15 protein-coding genes and 1 pseudogene are annotated in these 23,733 nt (G+C 47.3%); 7 read left to right on the top strand and 9 right to left on the bottom strand.

Going from position 1 to position 23,733, the window contains the following annotated elements; genetic code table 11:
* Nucleotides 1-46 precede the first annotated feature (46 nt).
* The 3 genes and pseudogenes from EZV72_RS18780 (at nucleotide 47) to EZV72_RS01195 (ending at nucleotide 4,053) form a co-directional block, all read left to right on the top strand.
* Nucleotides 47-1,102 (top strand): DUF4158 domain-containing protein, encoded by a 1,056-nt coding sequence (locus EZV72_RS18780; RefSeq protein WP_408640825.1) that lies wholly within the window; start codon nucleotides 47-49, stop codon nucleotides 1,100-1,102.
* Nucleotides 1,056-2,278, top strand: a pseudogene (locus tag EZV72_RS18775) (transposase); the annotation flags it as partial. The gene EZV72_RS18780 and the pseudogene EZV72_RS18775, both read left to right, overlap by 47 nt.
* 530 nt (nucleotides 2,279-2,808) lie before the next feature.
* A complete protein-coding gene (locus EZV72_RS01195; protein WP_137165529.1) occupies nucleotides 2,809-4,053 on the top strand; it encodes an IS110 family RNA-guided transposase in 1,245 nt (414 codons plus the stop codon).
* A gap of 196 nt (nucleotides 4,054-4,249) precedes the next feature.
* Here the strand turns inward: EZV72_RS01195 and EZV72_RS01190 are convergent, their stop codons facing one another.
* Nucleotides 4,250-8,572 (bottom strand): NACHT domain-containing protein, encoded by a 4,323-nt coding sequence (locus tag EZV72_RS01190; protein WP_137165528.1) that lies wholly within the window; start codon nucleotides 8,570-8,572, stop codon nucleotides 4,250-4,252.
* A 438-nt stretch (nucleotides 8,573-9,010) separates the two neighbouring features.
* Here EZV72_RS01190 and EZV72_RS18685 point away from each other — a divergent pair, with 438 nt between their 5' ends.
* Nucleotides 9,011-9,136: a hypothetical protein gene (locus EZV72_RS18685; protein WP_269747629.1), complete on the top strand. Its 126-nt coding sequence runs from the start codon at nucleotides 9,011-9,013 to the stop codon at nucleotides 9,134-9,136.
* A 522-nt stretch (nucleotides 9,137-9,658) separates the two neighbouring features.
* Here EZV72_RS18685 and EZV72_RS01185 read toward each other — a convergent pair.
* The 5 genes from EZV72_RS01185 to EZV72_RS01165 all read right to left on the bottom strand — a co-directional run bounded on the left by EZV72_RS01185 (nucleotide 9,659) and on the right by EZV72_RS01165 (nucleotide 17,072).
* The gene (locus tag EZV72_RS01185) at nucleotides 9,659-11,764 is read right to left on the bottom strand and encodes a TonB-dependent receptor (RefSeq protein WP_232364477.1); all 2,106 of its coding nucleotides are present in this window, start codon (nucleotides 11,762-11,764) and stop codon (nucleotides 9,659-9,661) included.
* Nucleotides 11,765-11,993: 229 nt separating this feature from the next.
* Nucleotides 11,994-13,556: a sodium/sugar symporter gene (locus EZV72_RS01180; protein WP_137165527.1), complete on the bottom strand. Its 1,563-nt coding sequence runs from the start codon at nucleotides 13,554-13,556 to the stop codon at nucleotides 11,994-11,996.
* 70 nt (nucleotides 13,557-13,626) lie between these two features.
* Entirely contained in the window at nucleotides 13,627-14,766 is a 1,140-nt protein-coding gene (galK, locus tag EZV72_RS01175; protein ID WP_137168616.1) for a galactokinase, read from the bottom strand.
* 2 nt (nucleotides 14,767-14,768) lie between these two features.
* Nucleotides 14,769-15,812 carry a UDP-glucose--hexose-1-phosphate uridylyltransferase gene (locus tag EZV72_RS01170; RefSeq protein WP_137165526.1) on the bottom strand — a complete coding sequence of 348 codons (1,044 nt, stop codon included), beginning with the start codon at nucleotides 15,810-15,812 and terminating at the stop codon, nucleotides 14,769-14,771.
* 159 nt (nucleotides 15,813-15,971) lie between these two features.
* Nucleotides 15,972-17,072 (bottom strand): aldose epimerase family protein, encoded by a 1,101-nt coding sequence (locus EZV72_RS01165; protein WP_137165525.1) that lies wholly within the window; start codon nucleotides 17,070-17,072, stop codon nucleotides 15,972-15,974.
* Between the two features lie 261 nt (nucleotides 17,073-17,333).
* Between EZV72_RS01165 and EZV72_RS01160 the strand changes: the two genes are divergently transcribed.
* The 3 genes from EZV72_RS01160 (at nucleotide 17,334) to EZV72_RS01150 (ending at nucleotide 20,657) form a co-directional block, all read left to right on the top strand.
* Nucleotides 17,334-18,335 carry a LacI family DNA-binding transcriptional regulator gene (locus EZV72_RS01160; RefSeq protein ID WP_137165524.1) on the top strand — a complete coding sequence of 334 codons (1,002 nt, stop codon included), beginning with the start codon at nucleotides 17,334-17,336 and terminating at the stop codon, nucleotides 18,333-18,335.
* Between the two features lie 68 nt (nucleotides 18,336-18,403).
* Nucleotides 18,404-19,099, top strand: coding sequence for an RDD family protein (locus tag EZV72_RS01155; RefSeq protein WP_137165523.1), 696 nt, complete (start codon nucleotides 18,404-18,406; stop codon nucleotides 19,097-19,099).
* 130 nt (nucleotides 19,100-19,229) lie between these two features.
* Complete coding sequence (locus EZV72_RS01150; RefSeq protein WP_137165522.1) at nucleotides 19,230-20,657, top strand: M20/M25/M40 family metallo-hydrolase; 1,428 nt, start codon at nucleotides 19,230-19,232, stop codon at nucleotides 20,655-20,657.
* A gap of 21 nt (nucleotides 20,658-20,678) precedes the next feature.
* Here EZV72_RS01150 and EZV72_RS01145 read toward each other — a convergent pair whose 3' ends face one another.
* The 3 genes from EZV72_RS01145 to EZV72_RS01135 form a co-directional block, all read right to left on the bottom strand.
* A complete protein-coding gene (locus tag EZV72_RS01145) occupies nucleotides 20,679-21,554 on the bottom strand; it encodes an alpha/beta hydrolase (RefSeq protein WP_232364538.1) in 876 nt (291 codons plus the stop codon).
* Between the two features lie 148 nt (nucleotides 21,555-21,702).
* Nucleotides 21,703-22,290: an HAD family hydrolase gene (locus EZV72_RS01140; protein ID WP_137165520.1), complete on the bottom strand. Its 588-nt coding sequence runs from the start codon at nucleotides 22,288-22,290 to the stop codon at nucleotides 21,703-21,705.
* Nucleotides 22,291-22,381: 91 nt separating this feature from the next.
* Nucleotides 22,382-23,728 (bottom strand): MFS transporter, encoded by a 1,347-nt coding sequence (locus EZV72_RS01135; RefSeq protein WP_137165519.1) that lies wholly within the window; start codon nucleotides 23,726-23,728, stop codon nucleotides 22,382-22,384.
* Nucleotides 23,729-23,733 lie beyond the last annotated feature (5 nt).

Here is a 23,733-nt window from a genome sequence, read left to right as displayed (position 1 = left end):
CGATGCTTTTACACAATAATGCATCTATCAGAGAAAATTTAAGTCGATGGCCGCTATCTATCAGACAGCTTATCCACGAATTAAATCTGATATCACCGAAGATGAGTTAGGGGATGTCTATACACCTACGCCGGAAGATCAGAAGTTTGCACTGCGTCACTGTAAACGAACCAGCGCATCCTTTTTGGGGCTCCTGATTCAGCTAAAAATCACGCAGCGATTGGGCCGGTTCGTAAACCTGGGTGAAATACCAAAGGTGATCATCACGCACATTAAAAATCAGTGCCGTTCGCGGGTGACACTGAAGGATCTCCAAACCTATTACACATCGGGCGCGAAGGATCGTCACGTAAAGCTGATTCGGCGCCATCTTAATATAAAAGCCTACGATGCGGCCAAGACCTCTGAATTGGCACAGATTTGGGCACTTGAGGCAGCGACTACCAAAGAAGCATTACCGGATATCATCAATGTCACGTTGGAATATTTGGTCAAAGAGCGATACGAGTTACCGGCGTTCAGTGTACTTGAGCGGATATGTCAGGCGGCCAGGGCCGAAGTCAACACTCGGTATTACGATCAATTGTGTGGCTTTTTAGAGTCTGAAAGTCGCCAATGCATCAACGATATTCTTCGATCTAGCACAGGACTGAATGGTTTTGGTTGGAGCACGCTGAAAAATGAACCCAAACGCCCGACCCCTCGCAATATCCATGCGTACATCCAATACCTGGAATGGCTTACATCCCTGCAAACACTTTTGCCCACGGATTTGGGGTTGCCGCCAGTTAAACACCAGCAGTTTATCAACGAGGCCAAGGCCCTGGATTACGCCGAATTGATGAAACTAAAGCTGAACAAGCGACTCGCACTCGTCATCGTTTTAATCCGGCACCAATACGCACAAACACTGGATAACGCCGCCGATATTTTTATCAAGATGTTGTTAAAAATGGATCGCTCGGCGCAGAAGCTGTTGGAGAAGTACCTTGCAGACCATCAAAAGCAAACCGATCATTTGATTTCTGTGTTGTCTGGGACGGTCAAGGTGTATCTTGATAAACGCCGTTATCAATGTCGAAAAGTGGCTGAACCTGAATAAACATTTTGGCCCGTTGTCGGGCTTCGAATCACGTATCAGCGACCCGGAGTTACGTTTTGTCCTGACCGTGTTTTGTTACGGTACCAACATTGGTCCCACCGAAACCGTGCGATCTGTGCAGGGCGTTTCTCGCAAGCAAGTCGCCTGGCTTAACTTAAAACGCACGACGGAAGCGCGTCTCGATAAAGCTATTGCGAAGATCAATAGCGAGTATAAGAAATACCGGCTCATTGAGTGTTGGGGATCAGGCAGCAGTGTGCCGCTGATGGAAAGCTTTGGGATCTCTACGAAGATAATTTGCTATCTGAATACCATATTCGGTATGGCAGCTATGGCGGCATTGCCTATTACCACGTCTCGGACACCTATATTGCATTGTTCAGCCGGTTTATTCCCTGCGGTGTCTACGAGGCGATTTATATCTTGGACGGCCTACTCAACGATGAATCTGATTTTAATCCGGACACCGTTCACGGCGATACACAGGCGCAATCCACACCCGTCTTTGGCCTGGCGTACTTGCTGGGCATAAAGCTCATGCCCCGTATCCGAAATATCAAAGATCTCAGCTTTTATAAGCCTGATCGCTCCATGGTACTCAAGCATATTCAGTCTTTGTTCAAGGAGCCGATCAAGTGGGATCTCATTGAAAAGCACTATGCGGATATGATGCGAACGGCCATGTCAGTTAAAGCAGGGAAAATCACCGCTTCGACAATCCTGCGCCGGTTCGGCACCAAGAACCGGAAAAACAAGCTGTACTTTGCGTTCCGTGAACTCGGGCGCGTGGTCAGAACCATGTTTTTGCTGGAATACATTACCGACGTTGATCTGCGCAAAACAATCCAGGCAGCGACCTGTAAGAGCGAAGAGTTCAATGAGTTTGCCCGGTGGTTGTTTTTTGCTAATGGCGGGAAAATTCCTGCAAACTTGAGACACGAACAAAGCAAAATCGTTAAATACAATCATTTGCTGGCCAACTTCGCGATCTTATACAACGTAAACGCGATGACCGAAGTGTTCAATCAATTGAAGTCGGAAGGGTACAATATTACCCGCGACATTATGGCCGAATTCTCACCGTATCATACCGAGCATTTGGGGCGGCTAGGAAGTTTTGAGCTGGATCTAACCAAGCAGGTTAAGCCCATGACTTTTGAACTGCTGGTTGATTAATTCATAATATTCAATCGGTTACGTTAGAAGTGGCTAAATTCAACGCTTTTACCGGCCGGACCTCAAGCCGCCTTGAACTGAAAAAAGAAGGCCCTAATGCTGATCAAAGCTTTGATATGCAATGACAACTATCTTAAACGCCACCACCGAAAACGTTATATATCGAATTTATTTGGATAGTTGATTGCTCGAGGCCAACAGGTATTATCAAAATCTATACATTCTTAGTTTAGAGCCTCACCGAACCTTCCAATCTGCTCAATGCTTATACTGTTCGAGGTCCGAAGCTTAAACAGCAGCAATGTACGTAATATGGTCATTCAACCTACTTTATTTGAATTAAAATAAAGTAGGTTATGTGCTTGTTGCATACGAACATTGTACGTGAGTCATTAGATGATTACCGCTTTACCTTCGATGCAACGAGTCACTTTACTCATAACGAATACTCAGGGCATGCATTGAACGCCATCCATATTATCTTCGACGAGTGAAGGCTACATAACAAACTTCATATTCAGGAGGTTGTGATGACTAGTTCGTTAAAAAAATTCTCTGCCTATGTCGGTTTAGATTGGGCCTCAAAAAAGCATGATGTTTGTATACAAACAAAAGACTCCCGCGAGAGAAAGTTTGAGATCATAAAGCATTCACCAGAAGCCATTGATGAATGGCTAACTCATTTGCATAGTGAGGTAGAAGGACCGATTGCCATTGCTGTCGAGTTGTCTAGCGGGCCTATTGTGTATGCGTTGCAAAAGTATGCCTATGTGACAGTTTTTCCTATCCATGCCGCTACACTTGCTCGATATAGGCAGGCCATGTTTCCAAGTGGTGCTAAGGATGACCCATCTGATGCTGAGCTTGCGCTTGACCTCATGCTGAAGTACCCCGAAAAGATACAACCACTTCAACCCAGCAGTAAAGCGTCAAGAACACTGAACTTACTTGTCGAACAACGTCGCATGCTCGTTGAAGATAAAAGACGTCATGTGAATAGATTGATAAATGCTCTGAAGCAATATTATCCGTTACCACTGACCATGTTTTCGCATCGAGGAAGCGATTTATTTTGTGAATTTCTGATCAAGTGGCCGACATTTAAACAGCTAAAACGAGCAAGAGAAAACACGATTCGGATGTTCTTTGGTCAACGCGGTGGTAATGCGGTTACCAATACAGACAAGCGTATACATGCGATCGAATCCGCTATGGCACTCACTGAAGACAGCAGCATTATTGAGCCTTACAGCCTATTAGTTGTTTCCTTATGTAACCAAATTCAGCTTCTAAATAAAAGTATCAAAGCTTTCGACAGTGAGGTTGAGTCAATATTCAAGCAGATGCCCGACGCAGATATATTTTCTTCTCTGCCTGGAACAGGGCCATGTTTAGCTCCTCGCTTACTCGCCGCTTTTGGCGAAGACAGAAACCGCTTTCTAACTGCGCAAGAAATTCAAAACTATGCGGGTTTATCTCCTGTAACAGAACGAAGTGGTAATAAAGAGTGGATCCATTGGCGATGGCAATGCGCCAAATTTATCAGACAAACCTTCATTGAATGGTCAGCCAAAAGTGTGCATCAGTCTTACTGGGCTGGCTTGTATTATGAAAAACAAAGAGCAAAAGGGAAGGCACACCAAGCAGCCGTTAGGGCATTAGCGTTCAAATGGGCGCGGATAGTTTTTAGGTGCTGGCAAACAAGAACGCCTTACAACGAGACGAAATATTTGAAGGCGCTGAGAGAAAGAAATTCTCCACTTTTAAATACATAAAAAGCTTGTTGAATGACTCAGGGCGTGAAGCAGACGATCGCTCTAACTTTTTTAGGGACAAAAGGGGGCCAGTTGTTTTGCTAAATAAGCAATGTGAAAATTAATTAAAGTATGGCAAGTTAATATGTCACTTATTCAATGGCCTAGTAACAAAGTGTCTCGCAAACCGATGGCTATTCAAGAGACGTCAATTACATTACTCATTAGCAATCTTTGAATAATCTATTCCTTTAACAGTGATGTAAAGTTCAGGACGATCATCCATTATCTTATCTGCAACGCTTTGAAGCCAGGTAACAGTTTCATTGAGGTTCATAGGTTTTTTTGTCTCTGGATTTTCCCATAGGCGAGGCTCTCTCATAGCGATAAGTAGGCAGCCAACATAACATCGCTCATGGTTCAGATAGCGACCAACTAACTGATTTACTAGCGCAATTTTTAATTCTGTGCCGCTCCATTTACGTCGATTATCATCGAGCTTTAGCTCAAGAGAGGCATACTTATCGATGCCGCTAGGATGTAACCTTATATCAGTTCTCTTTTCAGAAGCTACAACCGCTTCCTGTGTTGCCGTATAGATACCTTTACTATTCTGATTCAGCCAAAACGTAATAAAGCGGCGAAGCTCAGTCTCTCCATCCACCTTTCTAAGAGTGTCAACAATACTCTGCTCATCATTGAGTAGGTGATGTTCAAAATCATCTAATCTATTTTTTAATACTAAAAATAATGATGCGTCATCATAGGGAAGGTAGCTCAATTCTCTATCGAACTTGATGAAAGCAGATACACTCATAGCTTGAGGTTCTGAAATTCTAGCTGCAAGTTCTACAGACATTTGTTCCAATCGGCTCGATAGATGTCTGAATTCATCAAGAAAAGATAATTCATACAGAACTGATATCGCGCCGACTACATGAGTTCTAGAAAGACTTTCGAGTAAATAGTTTCGTGCTTGTTCAGCAAAATCTCGTGTATTGGGTGTATATGACCCCCCTTCACGAACATTATCTTCACTTGGCTTCACCACTTGGTAGGAGCGAATAACTAAGTCTCGCAAAATCGCTAGCCGACTTATAGGCTCAATGTCTTCGAATGATGGTTGCCTACTTCGATGGCCATCACCAAATACTACTGAAAATAAGGCAACAGCACTTCTACTCTTCTCTACACTAGTGGTATCACTTGTGAACTGCATAACCTTTTCGCAAGCTTTAAACAAATCAAGAGGAGCTAAGAGGTCTACCCATAAATTTCTCTCATCAATTGTGATTCGAGCGGTATCGAGATAGTCATTTAACAAACTTCCGAGAGTCACTTTAGATTCTTCTGAACCATGTGCAGCAACAAGTTCAAAGGCATACTTCAAGTCGCTAACGAGGCCTTTTTCCATCAAAATACCAATTGTATCAAGCTTGCTCATGATGGCTTTAATGGTACTGTTTTTAATAAGCAGAGATCCAAAATAAAGAACATCATGGAAAATGGGACACTTTCCTGACTTTCTGAAGCTGTCAATTTGAGCTTTTGTTTCACAAATGAATACTTCTTCAACAGCAGCGGAGTGAACTATTTCTAATTTAAACAAAAAATCAGCAAAACCATTTAGCTCAATTGTAGCGATTTTGACCGCTTTTACTGCCTCGGCGTGAGATAAGCTCTCTGCCCAATTTGGCTTTTCTGAGCAACATTTTACGGCAGCAAGAGCCATCAAACTATCATAAGAAAAAGTGTTCTTAGATTCCTCGCTTCGTTCGGTATATAGGGGAACATTAGCTGTTCGCCAAAAGGCTGACAATTTAGGTCGCAAAGCCTCAAGGAAGTCAATAGAGAATACTTTCCTAATAAGACTAGAATCCCATGCTCCCCACGTTCCAATTCCCTCTGCTTGCCGTAACATATTAAAGAGGTTGTAGAGAGTATTTTCAAAATCATCATCATTTAAGTGAAAACTCTCACTACTTAAAACTTTTTCCCTCCATGATTTCCAGTTATTAATTCTTTTAGCTTCATGCTCTTCAAGTTTTAACTTCGATTTTCTATATTTAATTTCATATTCACTTGGTGGCATTTGGGGGGGATTAAGCACGTTATTAAGGATACTTAGGTATTCATCATTATCAGATGCCTGCTCTAGCATAGCCTCCATCAATTTCGGATTTTCTCCATCCATTATAAACTTAATGAGCTTCTTAAAAGCTGCATCTTTTTTGTTTTTTGAATCATTACAAACAAAAGCATTCATTAACCAATCTATATCATTGTTACTAAAAGGAGATAGCACATTGTTGTAATCAATTAAGTAATCGCTGTGAATGCTTTTTTTGTTATCTTCCAATTCTTCTACAATACTCAAACAGGCCCAGTAATAAGCTTCTCTCAGTACAGTCTCATTAGACAAAAAATGCTGCAAACTCTTTACTTCAGAGCTTACAATAATGCTGTTTCGACCCTCACCAAAATGAAACGCAACAGCGAGACACCATGCCCATTGTGGATAATCCTCTGGTTGTGAAGGTATCGTTGCAAGACAAGAATAAATTACAGCGTCAACGAAGTGATCATATTTTGAGTGTGCTTGATAGACTCGGCAGTCTTTCTCGCGATTACTCCATATGGATTGAGCAAAACTATCCCTAAACCTAATTCGTTGCTCAACAGTTAGTAACCCTGATTTCACGGCCTTAAAAAGCTCGTAGCCTAACCCATGTATATTATTGGGGACTTCTTTAAGGGTCTGGGCGAGAGTTAAGAAATCAATTTCTGTAATAGCTTCTGGAATAAGATGAGATATCATATTGCGAATCAGCCGTTCGGGCCACTCACCTTGAATCGCTTGCTCTCCAATTGTTTGTTTCTGTTCTTTACTTCCGAATTCGAGCACACTTAATGCTGCATATGATCTATGTTGATAAGGCAATTCTTCATCGAATACAGCTCCCAATGCCAAATCAATACAATTATGCATCGGCGTCAAGTAGATAAGCTCTAAAAGAAGTTCTCGTGTATCGAATCCAGAATAAGCTTGTTGCCATAGTTCTCGTACGGTGGGACCTAATTCTTGCGTCGCTACACGCTTTAGATCTGTATGACCGACACCTACTCCACACCTAGTACTTTTATTCGCGAACTTTTCAACATATTTACATATAAGCTCTTCGCGATACTCTATCGGCAAGAGTGCTGGGATACCTTGACGGAACATTAACGATGGGGCTCGAACTCTAACTTCAGAATAAATGTCGTGATACCACAAAGCCATCCATGCTGTAATAGGCTCCATACTAGGTATGACAACTTTCTCATCCTTTATGTCTGAAAATAGCAGTCCAAATAAGTCTCTTGTCTTGAGTCCTTGCTCTCTCAGTTTTTTTAAGCGCTGCGCAGCTAAATATTCCTGTGTTGATCTATGGTGGAATCGAAACGAATTTACACCTGTAGGATCGAAAAGAGGCTTTCCAAGTAGTTCTAATCGTTCTTCAAAACTCCAATCAGTGAGTATCTCACCAATATCAATAACATCAATTTTATTAGCAGAGATTCCTGAGTGAATGGATCTCCGGTTCATCAAGAAAAGAGCCAAGGCTAGACGCTCCGAGCCTTCGATCGACTTATCTTCAGTCAATGAGTTTCTTTTTTTATCGGAGGCTTCTCGAACTTTTTGCTTAATTCCGAATTGAAGTTGCTCTTCAAGGTTCCCTAACTTCCCTTCAGAAGTAAGCTGATCAAGAGCTGAAATAATTTCATAAGGTAAATGATATAGATGCCACAGTTCCTTCTCTTCCAAATAATGTTCAAATGCTTCTGCTTTATTGGGAGCATACGACTTAGCAAACTCCAAAGTCTCATGGCGGGTAAAGGGAAGCAGCGTTAGCACTTGGATAGGTTCATTTGACAACTTATTATCATTTGTCTGCTTACGCTCCTTGGATCCTTTACGAGAAATAATAGTGGTGAGTACCTTCTCACCACATAGAGTTTCAGTCTCAATCTCAGGATGACTTTCTTGAACCACTAATGAAGAAAGTGCTGCATAATCTAACTCCTCATTCCAGTCATTTGGTCGGCAGGATATATAAAACCTAGAACGAGAAAGAGCACTTCCTATGGTTTGTTTAATTTTCCTAAGTGCTTTACGAAGTGTACCTTGGCGTAATTTAAGTTCGTCTACAGCATCCAAAAAGAAGACCGCGTTATCCATGGAAGCATCTTGCCAGCGCTCAAAATCAAGCTCTTCCTCAGCGGTTATTGCGTCAAGAAAATCATGATCCTGAAGCAACTCCAAAGGTACAAAGAATGAGAACTGATTATTAGCCCCTAATAACTGGTGTTGTTGCTTAAACTCATGTGTTTTGCCGCACTTTCCCTCACCCAATACAACGACGCATTGACTGCTATCGATATCTTCCCACCGTATTCCCGCTTCACGCTCTCCCCAAAAAGAAAAGTCGGAGTCCGAGTGGTGCTTTTCGGAATGAGGAGAAAATCGGCGTGTAATAGCCACATGGGTATTAGTCATACTCTTCGATGTTCCTGAAGTGAAAGGAGTTACTGGGCAATATCCTCGCATCACCTAAGATTATTTAGTTTAACATCGCTGATCTTGATGAGAATATGTATGAGTGCTATGAGAGTCAAAAAATCCCAACAAATAGCTTTTGCGTGGAGGACAGCTTTAACTTGGTGTGTAAAAATCCACAGTCTAGTTGCCTGTAAGGATTGTGCTCAAAGTTACATTTGGTTCTCAGTATAAGCTACAGTAATCCAAATTTTGAATGAGAAAGTTAATAAATCTGTTGCGCAAAATCAAGTTGAAGAAGAAATGACTTAGCAGCAAGGTCCGCTCTTTGTCTCAAGCGGACTACCACCGCGCTTCCGTCCATGGTCCACATACTGACCTTAAGAATCATTTGTGGAAGAAAATATGATGGATTTGTAATTCCACAGACCGGCCTGTTTGCAGCCTATTTCTTTCGCCTTTGGTGTTGGTGTTGGTGTTGGTGTTGGTGTTGGTGTTGGTGTTGGTGTTGGTGTTGGTGTTGGTGTTGGTGTTGGTGTTGGTGTTGGTGTTGGTTCAGAATAGACCTAAGACCCTTATATATTCACTATAATAAATGAGCTGTTAAAGGCCTAATATGAACATTCTGAGTGAGAGCATTACACCAAGGTAATACCTCGGTAACTAATAATACGAACAGTATACTAAAAGGGATGTTAATAAACCTAATCAGTATAGGATTAAAGTATATAAAATTAAATATTATAAAAGATTACCTTGTTCACGCCTCTACTAGCCATCGATGTCTCCTGTTTTATTACTCTTTAAGCGCTTGGCCAACTCAGCCTAAGCCTGCGTTGTAAGTTTCTAGCTGCACATTATACAGCGGGCATAAAGCCCGTTAAAGCCGAGCATTATAACGAACTTTTTAAGTACGTAGTGGGAAATTTCAACCGTCATTGCCCAGCTTTTTGATTTCGGACACATAATACATGGCGCAGTAGGACTATATCTGCTGATCCCTGGGTCAGAATTTTTTCAGCGCATAAAAAAGACCGCCATACTCAGTGTACAGCGGTCTGTTTAGGTAGCTAGTCTGATGTTTTATCAGAACCGGTACTGGGCGCTTATGCGGGCGTTGATCGGAGCACCCGTCGCTATATTGTTGGTGTTATGCGCTGACGGAAAATATTCCTCGTCAAACAGATTTTCAATATTCAGCTGGAATGACAGTTGCTCACTGTAGGTGTAATACGCCGCCGCATCCACTCGCCAGAAATCAGGCAGCTCTACTTCGTTATTTAACGTGGCATATTGCTCTGACTGATACATCAGACCCAGACCCACGCGCCATGCGTCGTTAAGTGAGTACTGCTGCCATACTGTAAACATATGCTCAGGCAGCTGCGCCAGATCGCGATTGGCAACCTGACCATCGACCACCCGGCCCATTTCCTCTCCGTCCAGGTTACTGTAACCGGCATTGATGTGCCAGCGCTCAGTCAGCTGGCCGTTCAGCTGAATTTCAAAACCTCTAGTTTCGGTACCTGTCAGAATAGACGCTTCGGGATTATTCGGGTCCTGCGCGGTGCCATTTTCCCGCTCAACCTCAAAGATAGCCGCGGTTAATGCCAGTGCATCGGTCAGGTTCCATTTCAGACCCACTTCTTTGTTCTCAAACTCTTCGGCATCCAGTGCCTGCTCATCAATAGACAGATTCAGGAACTGATCGCCAGAGCGTGGCAAAAATGATTTGCTGTAACTGGCGTATAAAGACACGCTCTCGGCAGGCTTATAAATCAGACCTGCACGAGGCGAGACTTCGGTATCAGAGCTGCTCAGCATGCCATTATTGCCATCTTCTGCGCCATTGGCGGCTTCAATCGCATCAAGCACATCAATATCAAAGTTGTCATAGCGCACACCAGCTACAACTTTCCACTGATCATTGAGACTAATTTCATCCTGAATAAAGACCGAGGTAAAGGTCACATCCGATGCGCTGGCGCGTACCGGCTCAGTCAGGCTCTTTGGCGGCACAACCAGTGGATCGCTGAACATAAAGGTGATCTGGTCGTCCTGCGTTTGGGCAAAAAACGCATCACGGCGGGCATTCTCGGTATCCTGATTGCCATACTCGATACCAGTCAAAATAGTATGCTCAAAATAGCCGTCACTGACCTGACCGACCAGGTTCAGCTGCATCAGAGTGTTTTGACGGGTCGTGGTGTCTTTATACCCGTCCAGCGTAACCGTATTGTCCAGGTCGCTGAAACCCACCGGATACAGGTTCTGATACAGTTTGTCGTAGTCAGCATACTGCACGGTGGCATTGGCCGACCAGTTATCAGTTAGCTCCTGCTCGATACGCAGTTTGGCAATATGAGCTTCCAGCGTAGTGTTGTTGAAATCCGGCTTGCCAAAGAAAGTATCCCGATATCCTTCAAGCGGCGCGCCATTGAGCGATGGTACGCCCCGGTCTACGACGCGGTCATCATTAACATACTCGTAGGAGGCGCGAATGGTAGTGTCATCAGAGGCATGCAGTGTGTAGGTCGGATTGATGGCGTAACGCTCACCGTCTTTAAAATCACGATGATTATCAATATTGTCAAACACACCGTTAACCCGAAATGCCTGTTTTTCATCAATGCTATGGTTGCTGTCAATACTGACAGAACCAGCTGAGAAGGTATTGATACCGGCAGACAGCGTAGTGAAGTTCTGGTTTACTTCGGCCACTTTAGTCACGCGGTTAATCACACCACCGCCGCCCCCACGGCCAAACAACAAAGCATTGGCACCACGCAGGATTTCTACGCGTTCAAGGTTATACAAGGGACGAAAATACTGCACATCATCCCGCAGTCCATCAACAAAAAAGTCTGCCGTTGTGTTCTGACCGCGAATGGTAATTTGATCGCGGTGGTCTTCACCCAGCCCGATGCTGACACCAGGAGTGTATTGCATGACGTCGGCCACACTAAACATGGCTTGCTCTGACATTTGCTCGGCTGTAACAACAGAAACTGACTGGGGCACATTAATCAGCAAGGTTGGCGTTTTAGTGCCGGCCGCAGCCTGCTGACCAAAAAATGCACCGCGTACTGTAATCCGTTCTACACCTTTCTCATCCTGGGGTTCGGCTGCATGAGCCATGATTGGTAGGGAAAAAGCAGCGGCAACAGCAACTGCAACAACATGTTTTTGCACTGTGTGTGTCCTCGTATAACTTCAGGTTTACGAATGATAAGAATTATTATTTACAGCAGTATAATTAAATTAACTTTAAATTAGAATTAAATAAAAATTAAAAATGAGAATGATTTACTTAACGTTTACTACTCTTAACAATCAGTATCAGGGGCAAGGCAAAGTCTGAACGGGCATAAAAAAGCCGGCGTCTGATGCGCCGGCTTGGTCTGTTAGCTTACTTACCGTGTTACCACCACACGGTATAGAACGCGATAAGCAGTGCAATAACTGCCAGCGAGCTGACATTAAATACCTTACTGGTACCAAACTGCACGTCTTTGACGTTCACAGCTTGTGGATGATCGCCTTTGCCCTGGGCCAGCGAGACTACAACAGCCAGACCGGTACACAGCAGGAAGACCACACCAACACGGTCGATAAACGGCAGTTCCGGCCAGAAGATGGAGAACAGCAGACTGAATACAAAAGAACCCAGTGCTGCCAGCAGACCTGCGGTCGCCGTAGTCTTTTTCCAGAACATACCCAGCACAAACAGGGTCACAATGCCTGGCGTAAAGAAGCCGGTGAATTCCTGAATATACTGGAATGCCTGATCAAAGTTCCCCAGCAGAGGCTTGGCCACCGCCATAGCAATAATCAGGGCAATCAGGCTCACCAGACGGCCCACCAGAACATAATGCTGCTGGCTCTCGTTAGGCTTTTTATCTTTGTAGATATCCATCGTAAAGATGGTAGAAACACTGTTGGTCATCGACGCCAGTGAAGAGACAATGGCTGCGACCAGTGCGGCAAAAATCAGTCCTTTAAGACCTACCGGCATCAGTGTCATCAGTGACGGATACGCTTCGTCAGCGCGATCTAAGTCCGGTGAAATGATAACGGCTGCAATACCTGGTAATACCACAATCAAAGGCATCAGCATTTTCAGGAATGCTGCAAACACAATCCCTTTTTGCGCTTCACCGATACTTTTTGCCGCCAGCGTCCGCTGAATGATGTATTGGTTAAAGCCCCAGTAAGACAGGTTCATAATCCACATACCGCCAACCAGTACAGAAATACCCGGCAGATCTTTATAAAAAGGATTATCTTCTGACAGAATCATATCGAACTTTTCAGGCAGGCGATTGGTCAGGTCAACAAAGCCCTGAATCGCACCATTACCGTCACTGATCATGTTCAGCGCGGTGTAAGACAAGAACAGACCACCAATGATCAACAGAACCACCTGAATGATATCGGTCATCGCAACGGCTTTAAGACCACCATATAAGGAATAGGCCAGCGAGAACGCGCCTAAGAAAATCATCCCCCACACAATGTCGATGCCAGCGATAGTATTGATTGCCAGTGCACCCAGCCACAGTACAGCGGTCAGGTTAACAAAGATGTATACACCCAGCCAGAAAATCGCCATGACCTTACGTACACGGTGATCATAACGCTGCTCGAGGAATTGCGGCATGGTGTAGATTTTGTGTTTCAGGAAGATCGGCAGGAAATACTTACCAACGATAATCAATGTAAGCGCTGCCATCCACTCGTACGACGCAATCGCTAAACCCAGTTTATAGCCTGAGCCTGACATACCGATGATTTGTTCAGCCGAGATGTTGGCCGCAATCAGCGAGGCCCCGATGGCCCACCAGGGCAGACTGGAGCCGGCCAGAAAATAATCGTTGGTGTCTTTGGCGTGCCCGGCTTTTTCCCGGGACACCCATCCGGCAATGCCTATTAGTGCGATAACGTATACTACGAATACCGCAATATCTAACGTTTCTATGTTCATATGTATCCCAACAGCTGTGTTGTTATATTACATCACAATTACTCAACTGCCGGGATACAGGCTCCGTTTCTTAGGAGAAAGCGCCCTTTTCAGCTGAGCAAACGTAAATGGTTTGTTTAAGTCCAGTCTCGCTATGATAAAATTTATTTACAGTATTCGTAACCTCTGAAACCAAATTTTTTGGAACCAGGGCAACAACGCATCCGCCGAAGCCACCTCCGGTCATTCGAACACCGCCTTTATTACCGACGACCTGAGAGACAATTTCCACCAGATAATCTATCGGTTTTACTGTAATTTCAAAATCATCACGCATTGAGGCGTGGGATTCTGCCATTGCTTTGCTGACCGCCGCAATATCACCTTCACGCAGTGACCGGAACGTATCCACCGTTCGTTGATTTTCAGTAATAATATGACGGGCTCGGCGATAAACAGGATCGCTCATATTATCGCGGCAGGCTTCCAGCAACGGTAAATCGGCGTGACGCAGACTTTTCACCTGCATCGCCGCGGCGGCTTCCTCGCATTGCTGGCGGCGCAGATTATATTCACTGTCCACCAACCCGCGTTTAACATTTGAGTTAATAATCACAATATCCAGGTCGTCTGGCAGGTTGGAATGCTCAAATGTCAGCGATTCACAGTCCAGTAACATACCCTGACCTTCTTCTCCCATGGCAGAAATCAGCTGATCCATGATGCCGCATGAACAACCGACAAAATCATTTTCTGCCTTTTGGCCCAGTAACGCGGCTTTCACGCCATCCAGATTCAGGTCATACAGATCTGAAAACGCTTTTAATACTGCAATTTCAAATGACGCCGAAGAGCTCAGGCCTGCCCCCTGCGGTACATTGCCGGTAATCATCAGATTGGCACCGCCAATCTGCGGGAAGTCATGCTGCAGCATTTTAATCACGCCACGCACATAGTTGGCCCAGCCTTGCTGCTCATCAAACTCAATCGCGTCAAGGGAAAACTGGTTACGCTGATTGTCAAAATCGACCGCCACGGCGTCTATCTGCCGGTCATCACGGGTCGACGCTGCAATCCAGGTACCAAAGTTAATGGCGGCAGGAAAAACAAACCCACCGTTGTAATCTGTGTGCTCGCCAATCAGGTTGACCCGTCCTGGCGCGTGGACTAACCGGGCTGGCTGCTGATGAAATGTTGAGGCAAATTGCGCTGTCAGCGTGGTTTGATCAATCATTACTGCTGTTCCTTATAATGTACTGTGGATAGCGCTTTTAGGCGATCTGCTGCCTGCTCCGGGGTCAGGTCCCGTTGCGCTTCGGCCATCATTTCATAGCCAACCATAAATTTTTTCACCGATGCAGAGCGCAGCAGTGGTGGGAAAAAGTGCGCATGCAGTCCCCACTCAGGGTGCTCTTCACCATCATTGGGTGCACTGTGCCAGCCCATAGAGTAAGGAAATGATGTTGCAAACAGGTTGTCATAGCAGATCGTAATTTGCCCTACGATATCTGCCAGCGAGGCTTGCTGCGCTTCATTCAGTTCGGTGATTGAACGCACCGCAAACCGCGGCAATAAAATCACTTCAAATGGCCAGGCTGCCCAGTACGGCACAATGGCTGCCCAGTCATCATTGAGGCGGACGACGCGCTCATTACTGGCGATTTCTTTTTCAACATAGTCCAGCAACATACAGCGCTGATGATCGGCAAAGTATTGCGTGAAATGGGTCAGCTTTTTCTGTGCCTGCGTTGGCAGGTGTTTTTGGGCCCACACCTGACCATGCGGATGTGGATTAGAACAGCCCATCATCGCGCCTTTGTTTTCAAAGACCTGCACCCATGCATGGTCCTGACCCAGTTCGGCAGTTTGCTCCATCCAGGTTTTAACTACTTCAAGACGGGCCTCATCGGTCAGTTCAGGCAGTGTTTTACTGTGATCAGGAGAAAAACAGATAACCCGGCTGCGGCCCTGCTCGGCCTGCATTTTAAACAGGGGATCATCGGTTTGCGCATCCGGCGTATCCTGCTTAAGTGCAGCGAAGTCGTTTTCAAATACAAAGGTACCGGTATAGGGCGGATTCACCTCACCATTTATACGGGTATTGCCAGCACACAGATAACAGGTTTCATCATATGACGGACGCTGATCGTTTGACGGCTCTTCCGACTGGCCCTGCCACGGGCGCTTGGCACGGTGCGGAGACACCAGCACCCACTCACCAATAAGCGGGTTATAACGACGATGCGGATGATCAGTCGGGTCAAATTGTGTGGGCATAACAAAATCTCTCTTGTCTGTGTCAGGCAACGTTAACCAGCCTGGCCGGCCTGTAATCCGGGTATCTGTTTCCGGAGCATAAGGTAAACGCTTTACCTGAAAAATCAATAAAAAGTCAGCGGCCTGCCCTGCTCACGCAGGTAACCTGCTGACTTAAGGTTAAATATTGCTGAACTTATACACTATGGTAGAACAATGTGTTTCACCGGGTCGTACCCAGGGTCCCGGAAATGCAGACTGATTGGGGGCGTCTGGAAAAGCCTGTGGCTCCAGCGCCAGGGCGCAGCGATCAGTGTACTGCCTTTGCTCACGACCAGTCCCCGTAGCGCCTAAAAAATTCCCCGAATACAGTTGTACACCCGGGCTGTCGGTGAATACCGTTAATACCCGGCCACTCTCGGGGTCGGTCACCACCGCAAATGGGGTACTCAGATCCTGACAGTCCGCGCGGGCGACAAAATTATGGTCATAGCCACTACCAATGCCCAGCTGTTCATCTTCATGAGCAATTCGCTCTCCCAGTGCGCGGGCGCGGGTAAAATCAAACGGCGTGCCTGCGACCGGCGCAATCTCACCGGTTGGCAGCACTTTATTATTGACGGGTAAAAACGCATCTGCGGCTAATTGTAGCTGATGGTCAAGCACACTACCGTGACCGGACAGATTGAAATAACTGTGATTTGTCAGACTCACCGGTGTGGTCTTATCGGTGGTGGCCTCAAATGCCAGGGTAAGGGCATTGTCATTATTCAGTGTGTAGGTGGCTTTCACTGTCAGTGTACCCGGAAAACCGTTTTCCCCGTCAGGGCTGGTTACCTTAAGTGTGACTCCGCAGGCATCAGCCCGGGTAAATGGCTCAGCCTGCCAGATTCTTTTATTTAGTCCAAGCGGCCCGCCATGCAGAATATTGCTCTTTTCATTGGTGTGCAGCGGATAGTGAACGCCATCCAGCGTAAAACCACCATTTCCGATACGGTTTGCATAACGACCCACCAGCGCACCAACATAATGCGCATCGTCGATATAGTCTTGCAGAGTGTCGAAACCAATGACCACGTCACACAGCACACCATTTTTGTCTGGTACCAGCATATTGGTGATAATGCCGCCAAAATCTGTGATGTTTACCACCATGCCGTGGATGTTCTTTAATGAAAAAAGCGTGACCGTCTGATTCTGATACTCGCCAAAATCCTTGTGCGTAATCGTGCAGTTCGTGTTGGTGAGTGAAGGCTGCGACGATGGCTTGGCAGTTGACATAGAATTTCCTCAGCTAAAAAAAATTTAAACGACTGACTTGCTCGTAACGCACAGATAACACAAACTATTAACAAGACAGCAACAAGGGTATACGTTTTCCCTTGCTTTGAAAAGAGTCATGCCTATTTTTCTTTCCCGTCGGAAACGTTAATAAGGAAAATTTTCCTTTATAGTTTTTCCTATATATAGGCAGGCATGCTAATCTCCTGCGTCGGGTGTGACCCCCCAAGCAATTAATCAGTAAGGATTGTATTCGTTCTCATGGCCACCATCAAAGACATTGCAAGTGCTGCAGGTGTTTCTCTTGCTACCGTTTCCCGGGTGATAAACAACGGCCCTAAAGTGGGTGACAAAACCCGTGAGAGGGTAAAAAAGATTATGGCTGAGATGGGCTACCGTCCCAACGCTAATGCCCGGGCGCTGGTGACTCAGCGCAGTGCTTCACTGGGGGTGGTTATTGCAGAACTTCTGGACCCGTTTTTTGCCACTTTGGCCCATGGCATAGAAACCGTAACCAGCCGGCACAAAGTGCAGATTCTGATGAGCGCCGGTTCGATTGAAAAGCAAACCGAGCTCAAAGCCATTGAAACCCTGATGGAACATCGGGTTGAAGCTATGGTGGTGCATAGCAAAGCGCTGGATGATCAAACCTTAATCGACTTTGCCGCCCAGATCCCCGGTTTTGTACTGATTAACCGCTACATTCCGGAAATTGCTAATCGATGTGTGTGGCTTGATAATGTGGCCGGCGGCCGCCTAATGGCCGAGCATATGATACGGGCCGGGCATCGGGATATTGCCGTGATCAGCAGCCGCTATCAGATTGTTGACCCGATTCAGCGTATTGAAGGAATTCGACAGGCATTCAACGATGCCAATCTGGCGCTGCCGGAAAGCCATATTGAGTACAGCACGCCCGATCAGGAAGGGGGCGAAAAAGCCATTCAGAATCTGCTGGCCAAAAGTATTCCGTTCACCGGGGTGCTGGCGTACAACGATGCCATGGCCTCTGGTGCCATGTCGATGCTGCAGGACCACGATGTGGATATTCCCGGTAAGGTATCGATAATTGGTTATGATGATGTGCTGCTGGCCAAATACTGCCGCCCCAAGCTGACCACCCTGCGCTATCCGGTTGAGATGATGGCTGCCAAAGCGGCTGAGCTGGCACTGCGTTATGCCGGTGGCGAACCGCCTGAAGAAGGTGTAACGTTTAAATACACACCCACTATCGTTAAACGTGAATCTGTCTCTAATATATAATTACAGTTTTCCCGGGCCTCTGCCGCTTTAGACTTTGACGATAACAACCGAAAAAGAAATATAACGACATGGATGCGCCAGATTATTCACAATACACTTTGGAAGAGCTGGAGCAGGCTTATCGCAGCCTTGACCATAGCGCTTATCCACAGCGTGCTGCTCTTTTGCGCCAGATGATTGAGGAGCGTCAGGCTCCCGCCGGCCCAATATCCGATACCGCCGCGCCAACTCAGACCCCGGTCTCATCAACACCGGTATATTCTGCCATGCCCTCGCCATCAGAGGCCGCTGTCACGGTAGACCCTTACAGCGACGGACCGGTTTCACCATTCTCCGCGCTGGCGCGTCGGCGAGAGCGTCTGGCCGCGTATGTAATTGATGCGCTGATTGCCACTTTGACCATGGTGCCATTATTAATCTATTTTGGTCTGGATAAACTCAGCTCCGGTGAGCCTGCTATATTGCTGATGATGCTGGTCTACGGCGTCCTGAGTTTTTTATGCGTTCATGGCTACCTGATTTACGAACGAGGCCAGACGGTGGGTAAACATTTTCTGCATATTCGGGTTGAGGATCGCAACGGCAATAAAGCCAGTTTTTCGCGTTACTTTTTTCGCCGATATCTGATTATGGCTGTGTTTTACAGCCTGCCTTTCATCGGTCCGCTGATTTCCCTGCTCGACCCGCTGTTTATCTTTCGCAGCAATCGTCGTTGTTTGCATGATGAGATTGCCAAAACTCAGGTGGCGTATCTTCCGGATTAACCGGGCTCATTCATCGCCGGGGCCAAATCGCTGTTTTTATCACCATAGTCGCAAACTACTGGCAGCCCCATGCCCCTTTGCGCACAATGGTGTTTCAAACCAATAACAATGACAATGACAGGGAACACCAATGAACACATCCAGACCATGGCACCATGCACTGCGTGGCGCGCTGACCAGCATTCTCGCAGTCACTGTATTTAGCGCCCAGGCTACCTCTTTTCCGCCCCCGCTTAATCAACAGCAGACCAAGCAGCTCAGAGTCATCAAAAACACCGCTTTACAGGTCGATTTGTCCTATCAGGTAATTGAATCTCTGACCACAGAAGTCGGTGCACGACTGGTTGGCACACCGGCTGAAAAGCAATCGGTCACCTGGGCGGTCAATAAAATGAAAACGCTGGGATTTGATAAGGTCTGGGTGGAAGAAAGTGAAGCCCGTTTGTGGCAGCGTGGCGATTTACAGGCAGCGATCACCAAGCCATACCAGCACAATATTGTGGCCCTGGCGTTGGGAAACAGTGTGGGGACCGGCGGCAAAGCCCTGACCGGCGAGGTGGTTGAGTTTGCCGATTTGGCCGCGCTCAACGCCGCCCCGGCAGGGTCTCTGGAAAATAAAATTGCCTTTGTCTCTTACCGGATGACCCGACACAAAGACGGCCACGGGTATGGCAGCGCGGTAGGTGCGCGGGTAACCGGTGCCGCCCAGGCTGCCAAAAAAGGCGCGGTGGCATTTATCATGCGATCAGTGGGTACCGACACAAACCGCTTTGCCCATACCGGCGTTTCGCGTTATGAAGACGGGGTCAAAAAAATCCCGGCTGTAGCCATTTCTAACCCGGACGCAGACTTACTGCAAAATGCCCTCAAGCATAAGCAGCCTGTTACATTTTCCTTAACCATGAGTGCCAGCGGCCCAACCGGCCAAACAACCACCATTGCCAATGTTATCGGTGAGGTCACCGGCAGCAGCAAACCGCAGGACATCGTCACCCTGGGCGCGCACCTGGACAGCTGGGATGTCGGCACGGGCGCCATTGATGATGGCATCGGCGTGGGGATTACCCTGGCCGCCGGGCATTATCTCAGCCAGCTTAACCCACGGCCGGCCCGAACCTTGCGGGTGATTTTATTTGCCGCCGAGGAAATTGGTTTATATGGTGCAAAAGATTATGTTGCCCGCCGTCAGGGGGACCTGCAAAACCATGTTATCGGTGCAGAATGGGATTTTGGTAATGGTAAAATATATCAGCTGGAGCCAGGTGTAAGTAAAGACTCACTTCCCGCTATAGCGGCTTTTGCCCGATTCCTTTCTCCCATGGGCATTAGCATGGCGCAGACTAACAATGCCAAGGGGCAGTCAGATATGAGCGCTCTGGGTGAGGCAGGTCAGCCTGCGGTGAACTTTAACCCTGACGGTACCGATTACTTTGATTATCACCACACCGAAAACGACACACTGGACAAAGTTGATCGCGACGCCCTTAAATTCAATACGGCGGTATACAGCATGTTTGCGTTATTCGCCACATCTACAGGCGCGGATTTCAGACAGTAACCCCAATAGCCCGGGGCGATGTCAGCGCAGCCCCGGGTATTGCTTGAATGAATTGATAAAATCACGGTAACGGGGAATAACCCGGTAGTTTTCCATGGTTTCGGCATGTCTTGCACCAGGCACTACGATGATCTCTTTGTTGGTGCTTGGTGAGATGTCGTATAGCTCACGGCCAAATTCAACCGGTGTAAGCTGGTCATCACGGCCGGATAAAATCAGCAGTGGCCCGTGGTAATTGCGGATATAGTCGGCGTTATCCACCAGCGCCAAGTCTGCCGATACTGCCAGATACGTAAAATACTTGGTCCATTCAGGCACCATGTTCTGGGCAACATCAGTGATACGGTTAACCGGACCATCGAGCACCAGGCCGTCAACATCCCGCACGGAGGCAACATAGCTGCCTACAATACTGCCCATCGACAAACCGTGAACGACTGTGGGCAAGACATTGGGAAAAACACTTTTACCATAATCAAACACCTGTAACGCATCCGCTTTCAGGTTGGCCATACGCATGGTGGAAGCTTTTTCGCTGGCGCCAACGCCCTGATAGTCCACCCATAAAATATTCGCCGGAATCTGACCAAACTGATGCATCAGCCCCGATGAGCGGGAGATACTCATGCCATTGCCACCGTAAAACACGATGTTGACCACCGGATTAGGGTAAGACACGGCGATGCCCTTGAGCGTCAGTCCCTGGGCGTTGGTTAACTCCACCGTAGTAATCGACACCTCGGCTTCATCGTCGTTGACCCGTTTATGCAACTGCGTGGTATCGATAGGCGTAATCTTGCTGTCCTGTTGTACAAAGCTACTGCTGCTGACATCAATGGCACAGCCAGTCACCAGCATACAAAGGCCTACAAGCCCGAATAGACGGCGGGAAAACATCACAAACACACCTTGTCTGAATGATTAGCGAAGATAGACAGAAGCAGGCAGAGGCCAGACGGCCCTGCCTGTCAGGATGCAGTATACCCGGCAAACCAGCCAAGTACATGAAAAACCACACGCTGTTTGTAGTGTTACTACAGTGTGCTCAGCGCTGCTGAATTTTACCGTTGTGCACCATGATGCAGTCCATACCAGCATGCCGCGCAGCCTCTGCTCCAATACTGGTGTCCTCAAACACCACGCACTTTTCCGGTGCTACACCGATCAGTTCAGCCACCTTCAAAAAGGTTTCACCGTCTGGTTTGCCACGCGAGACATCCGTGGCACTGACCAGCGCATCAATGCGGCTAAGCAGACCATGGTGCTCCAGCAGACTCTCTGCCTGCCTGCGCTCAGCGCCGGTACCCACACCTATTTTCATGGTTGGCCGGTAATGCTCAAATACCGCAGCGGTATCGGCAATCAGGGTTGGCGTATGATCCAGCTTAAGCCAGGTATACTGTTTATACCTGGCCACTTCCTCTGGGTTGTGCGCCAGCCCGTGTTTTTCATTGAGCAGCTCTGCGGTGGCTGCTGATGGCACGCCGCCAAGGCTATGCAAAAAGGCTTCGTCAAACGGGTAACCAAAAGCCAGACAGGTTTGTTCCCAAGCCTGTAAGTGAGAGCCCATAGAATCAATCAGCGTACCATCCATATCAAACACAATGCCATCGTAGGCACTTAAATCTACCATCGTAGTCACCTGTACTGTTGCCTTAGGCAGTGTAAAAGATAAGATTAGCAACGCTGCGCCGGCCAAAAAAGATTAATCCGGCGCACAAAATTTATGTTTCGTAGGATTTGATTAAGGCATCAGCCTGATGCTGATCAAAATCTTTAGTCACTTTTAGATACACCATGCCTTCACTGGTTGCGATGGTGGTTTCCTCAACTCCGGCCAGGGTTTTCAGCGCATCTGACAACGAGCCGTGACGCTCACCGGGCACCTGCATTTGCAATGACACCCGCTTGACCCGGCTGGCTTCTTTTAAACCGGTGAGCAGAAACAGCCAGATACCCGCGGCGCCGGCCCCCACCAGATAAGCCGTCTGGGCAGAAAAATGATCCGTCACCACACCTGACAGCGCACCGCCAAGAAACGCCCCAAAAAACTGAAAGCTGGCGTAAATGCCCATGGCACTGCCTTTCTGACCGGCTGGCGCAATACTGGACACCAGCGCCGGGAAACTCGCTTCTAAATAATTAAACCCGGTAAAAAACAGCGCAATGGCGGTAAAAGCCAGCCACTGACTGTGATGCTGCAAACCAAGCATGGCAAAAGCCAGCGCCATAAAAGCGGCTGCCAGCATAACCAGCGGTTTTGGCGTCCGGCCGCGGGCCGCGCCCATCATTATGGTTAAACCCACTATGGAGATAGCCAGTACCGGCAGGTACAGCTTCCAGTGGCTGTCCAGCTGCATATCAAAGTGCAGTAAGGTTACCGGCAGCTGCACAAATAACAGGGTGATCATCATATGCAGGAACATCACGCTGACATTTAAACGCCACAACTGTGGCGAGACAAACAGCTGCCGGATATGCCGGGCCTGGGGCAGCACATCGCCGCTACTACGCTGAGAAACACCGGGCACCGCCCAGGTGATGAGCGGCATACAGCACAGTGCCAGAATACCGGTCACCGCAAAAATACCAGACAACCCCCAGTGATTGGCAATCACCGGCCCGACCAGCACCGCCAGGTAGAAAGAAAAACCAATTGCAATACCAATAATGGCCATGACTTTAGCCCGCTGTGCCTCACGGCTGACATCGGTAGCCAACGCCATTATGGCCCCGGCAATCGCCCCGGCGCCCTGCAATACCCGGCCAATAATCATTACGGTCAGCGAGTCTGCGTTGGCAGCAATCAGGCTGCCCAGGGCAAATACACTTAAGCCCAGCAAAATAACCGGTTTTCGGCCCCAGCGATCAGATAACATTCCCATCGGGATTTGCAGCGCAGCCTGAGTCAGGCCATACCCGCCTACGGCCAGACCGACCAGTAACGGGGAATAGTCCGGATAGTCCATCGCGGCCACTGCCAGTACCGGCATGACCATGAATAATCCCATCATCCTGAGCACATAAACCAGTGCCAGGGACAGCGCTGCGCGTACCTCTAATGCGTTCAAACCGT

The organism is Salinimonas lutimaris (assembly GCF_005222225.1).
GTDB lineage: Bacteria > Pseudomonadota > Gammaproteobacteria > Enterobacterales > Alteromonadaceae > Alteromonas > Alteromonas lutimaris.
Note: the sequence above shows the minus strand (reverse complement) of the source record. Positions and strands in the feature narration are given on the sequence as shown.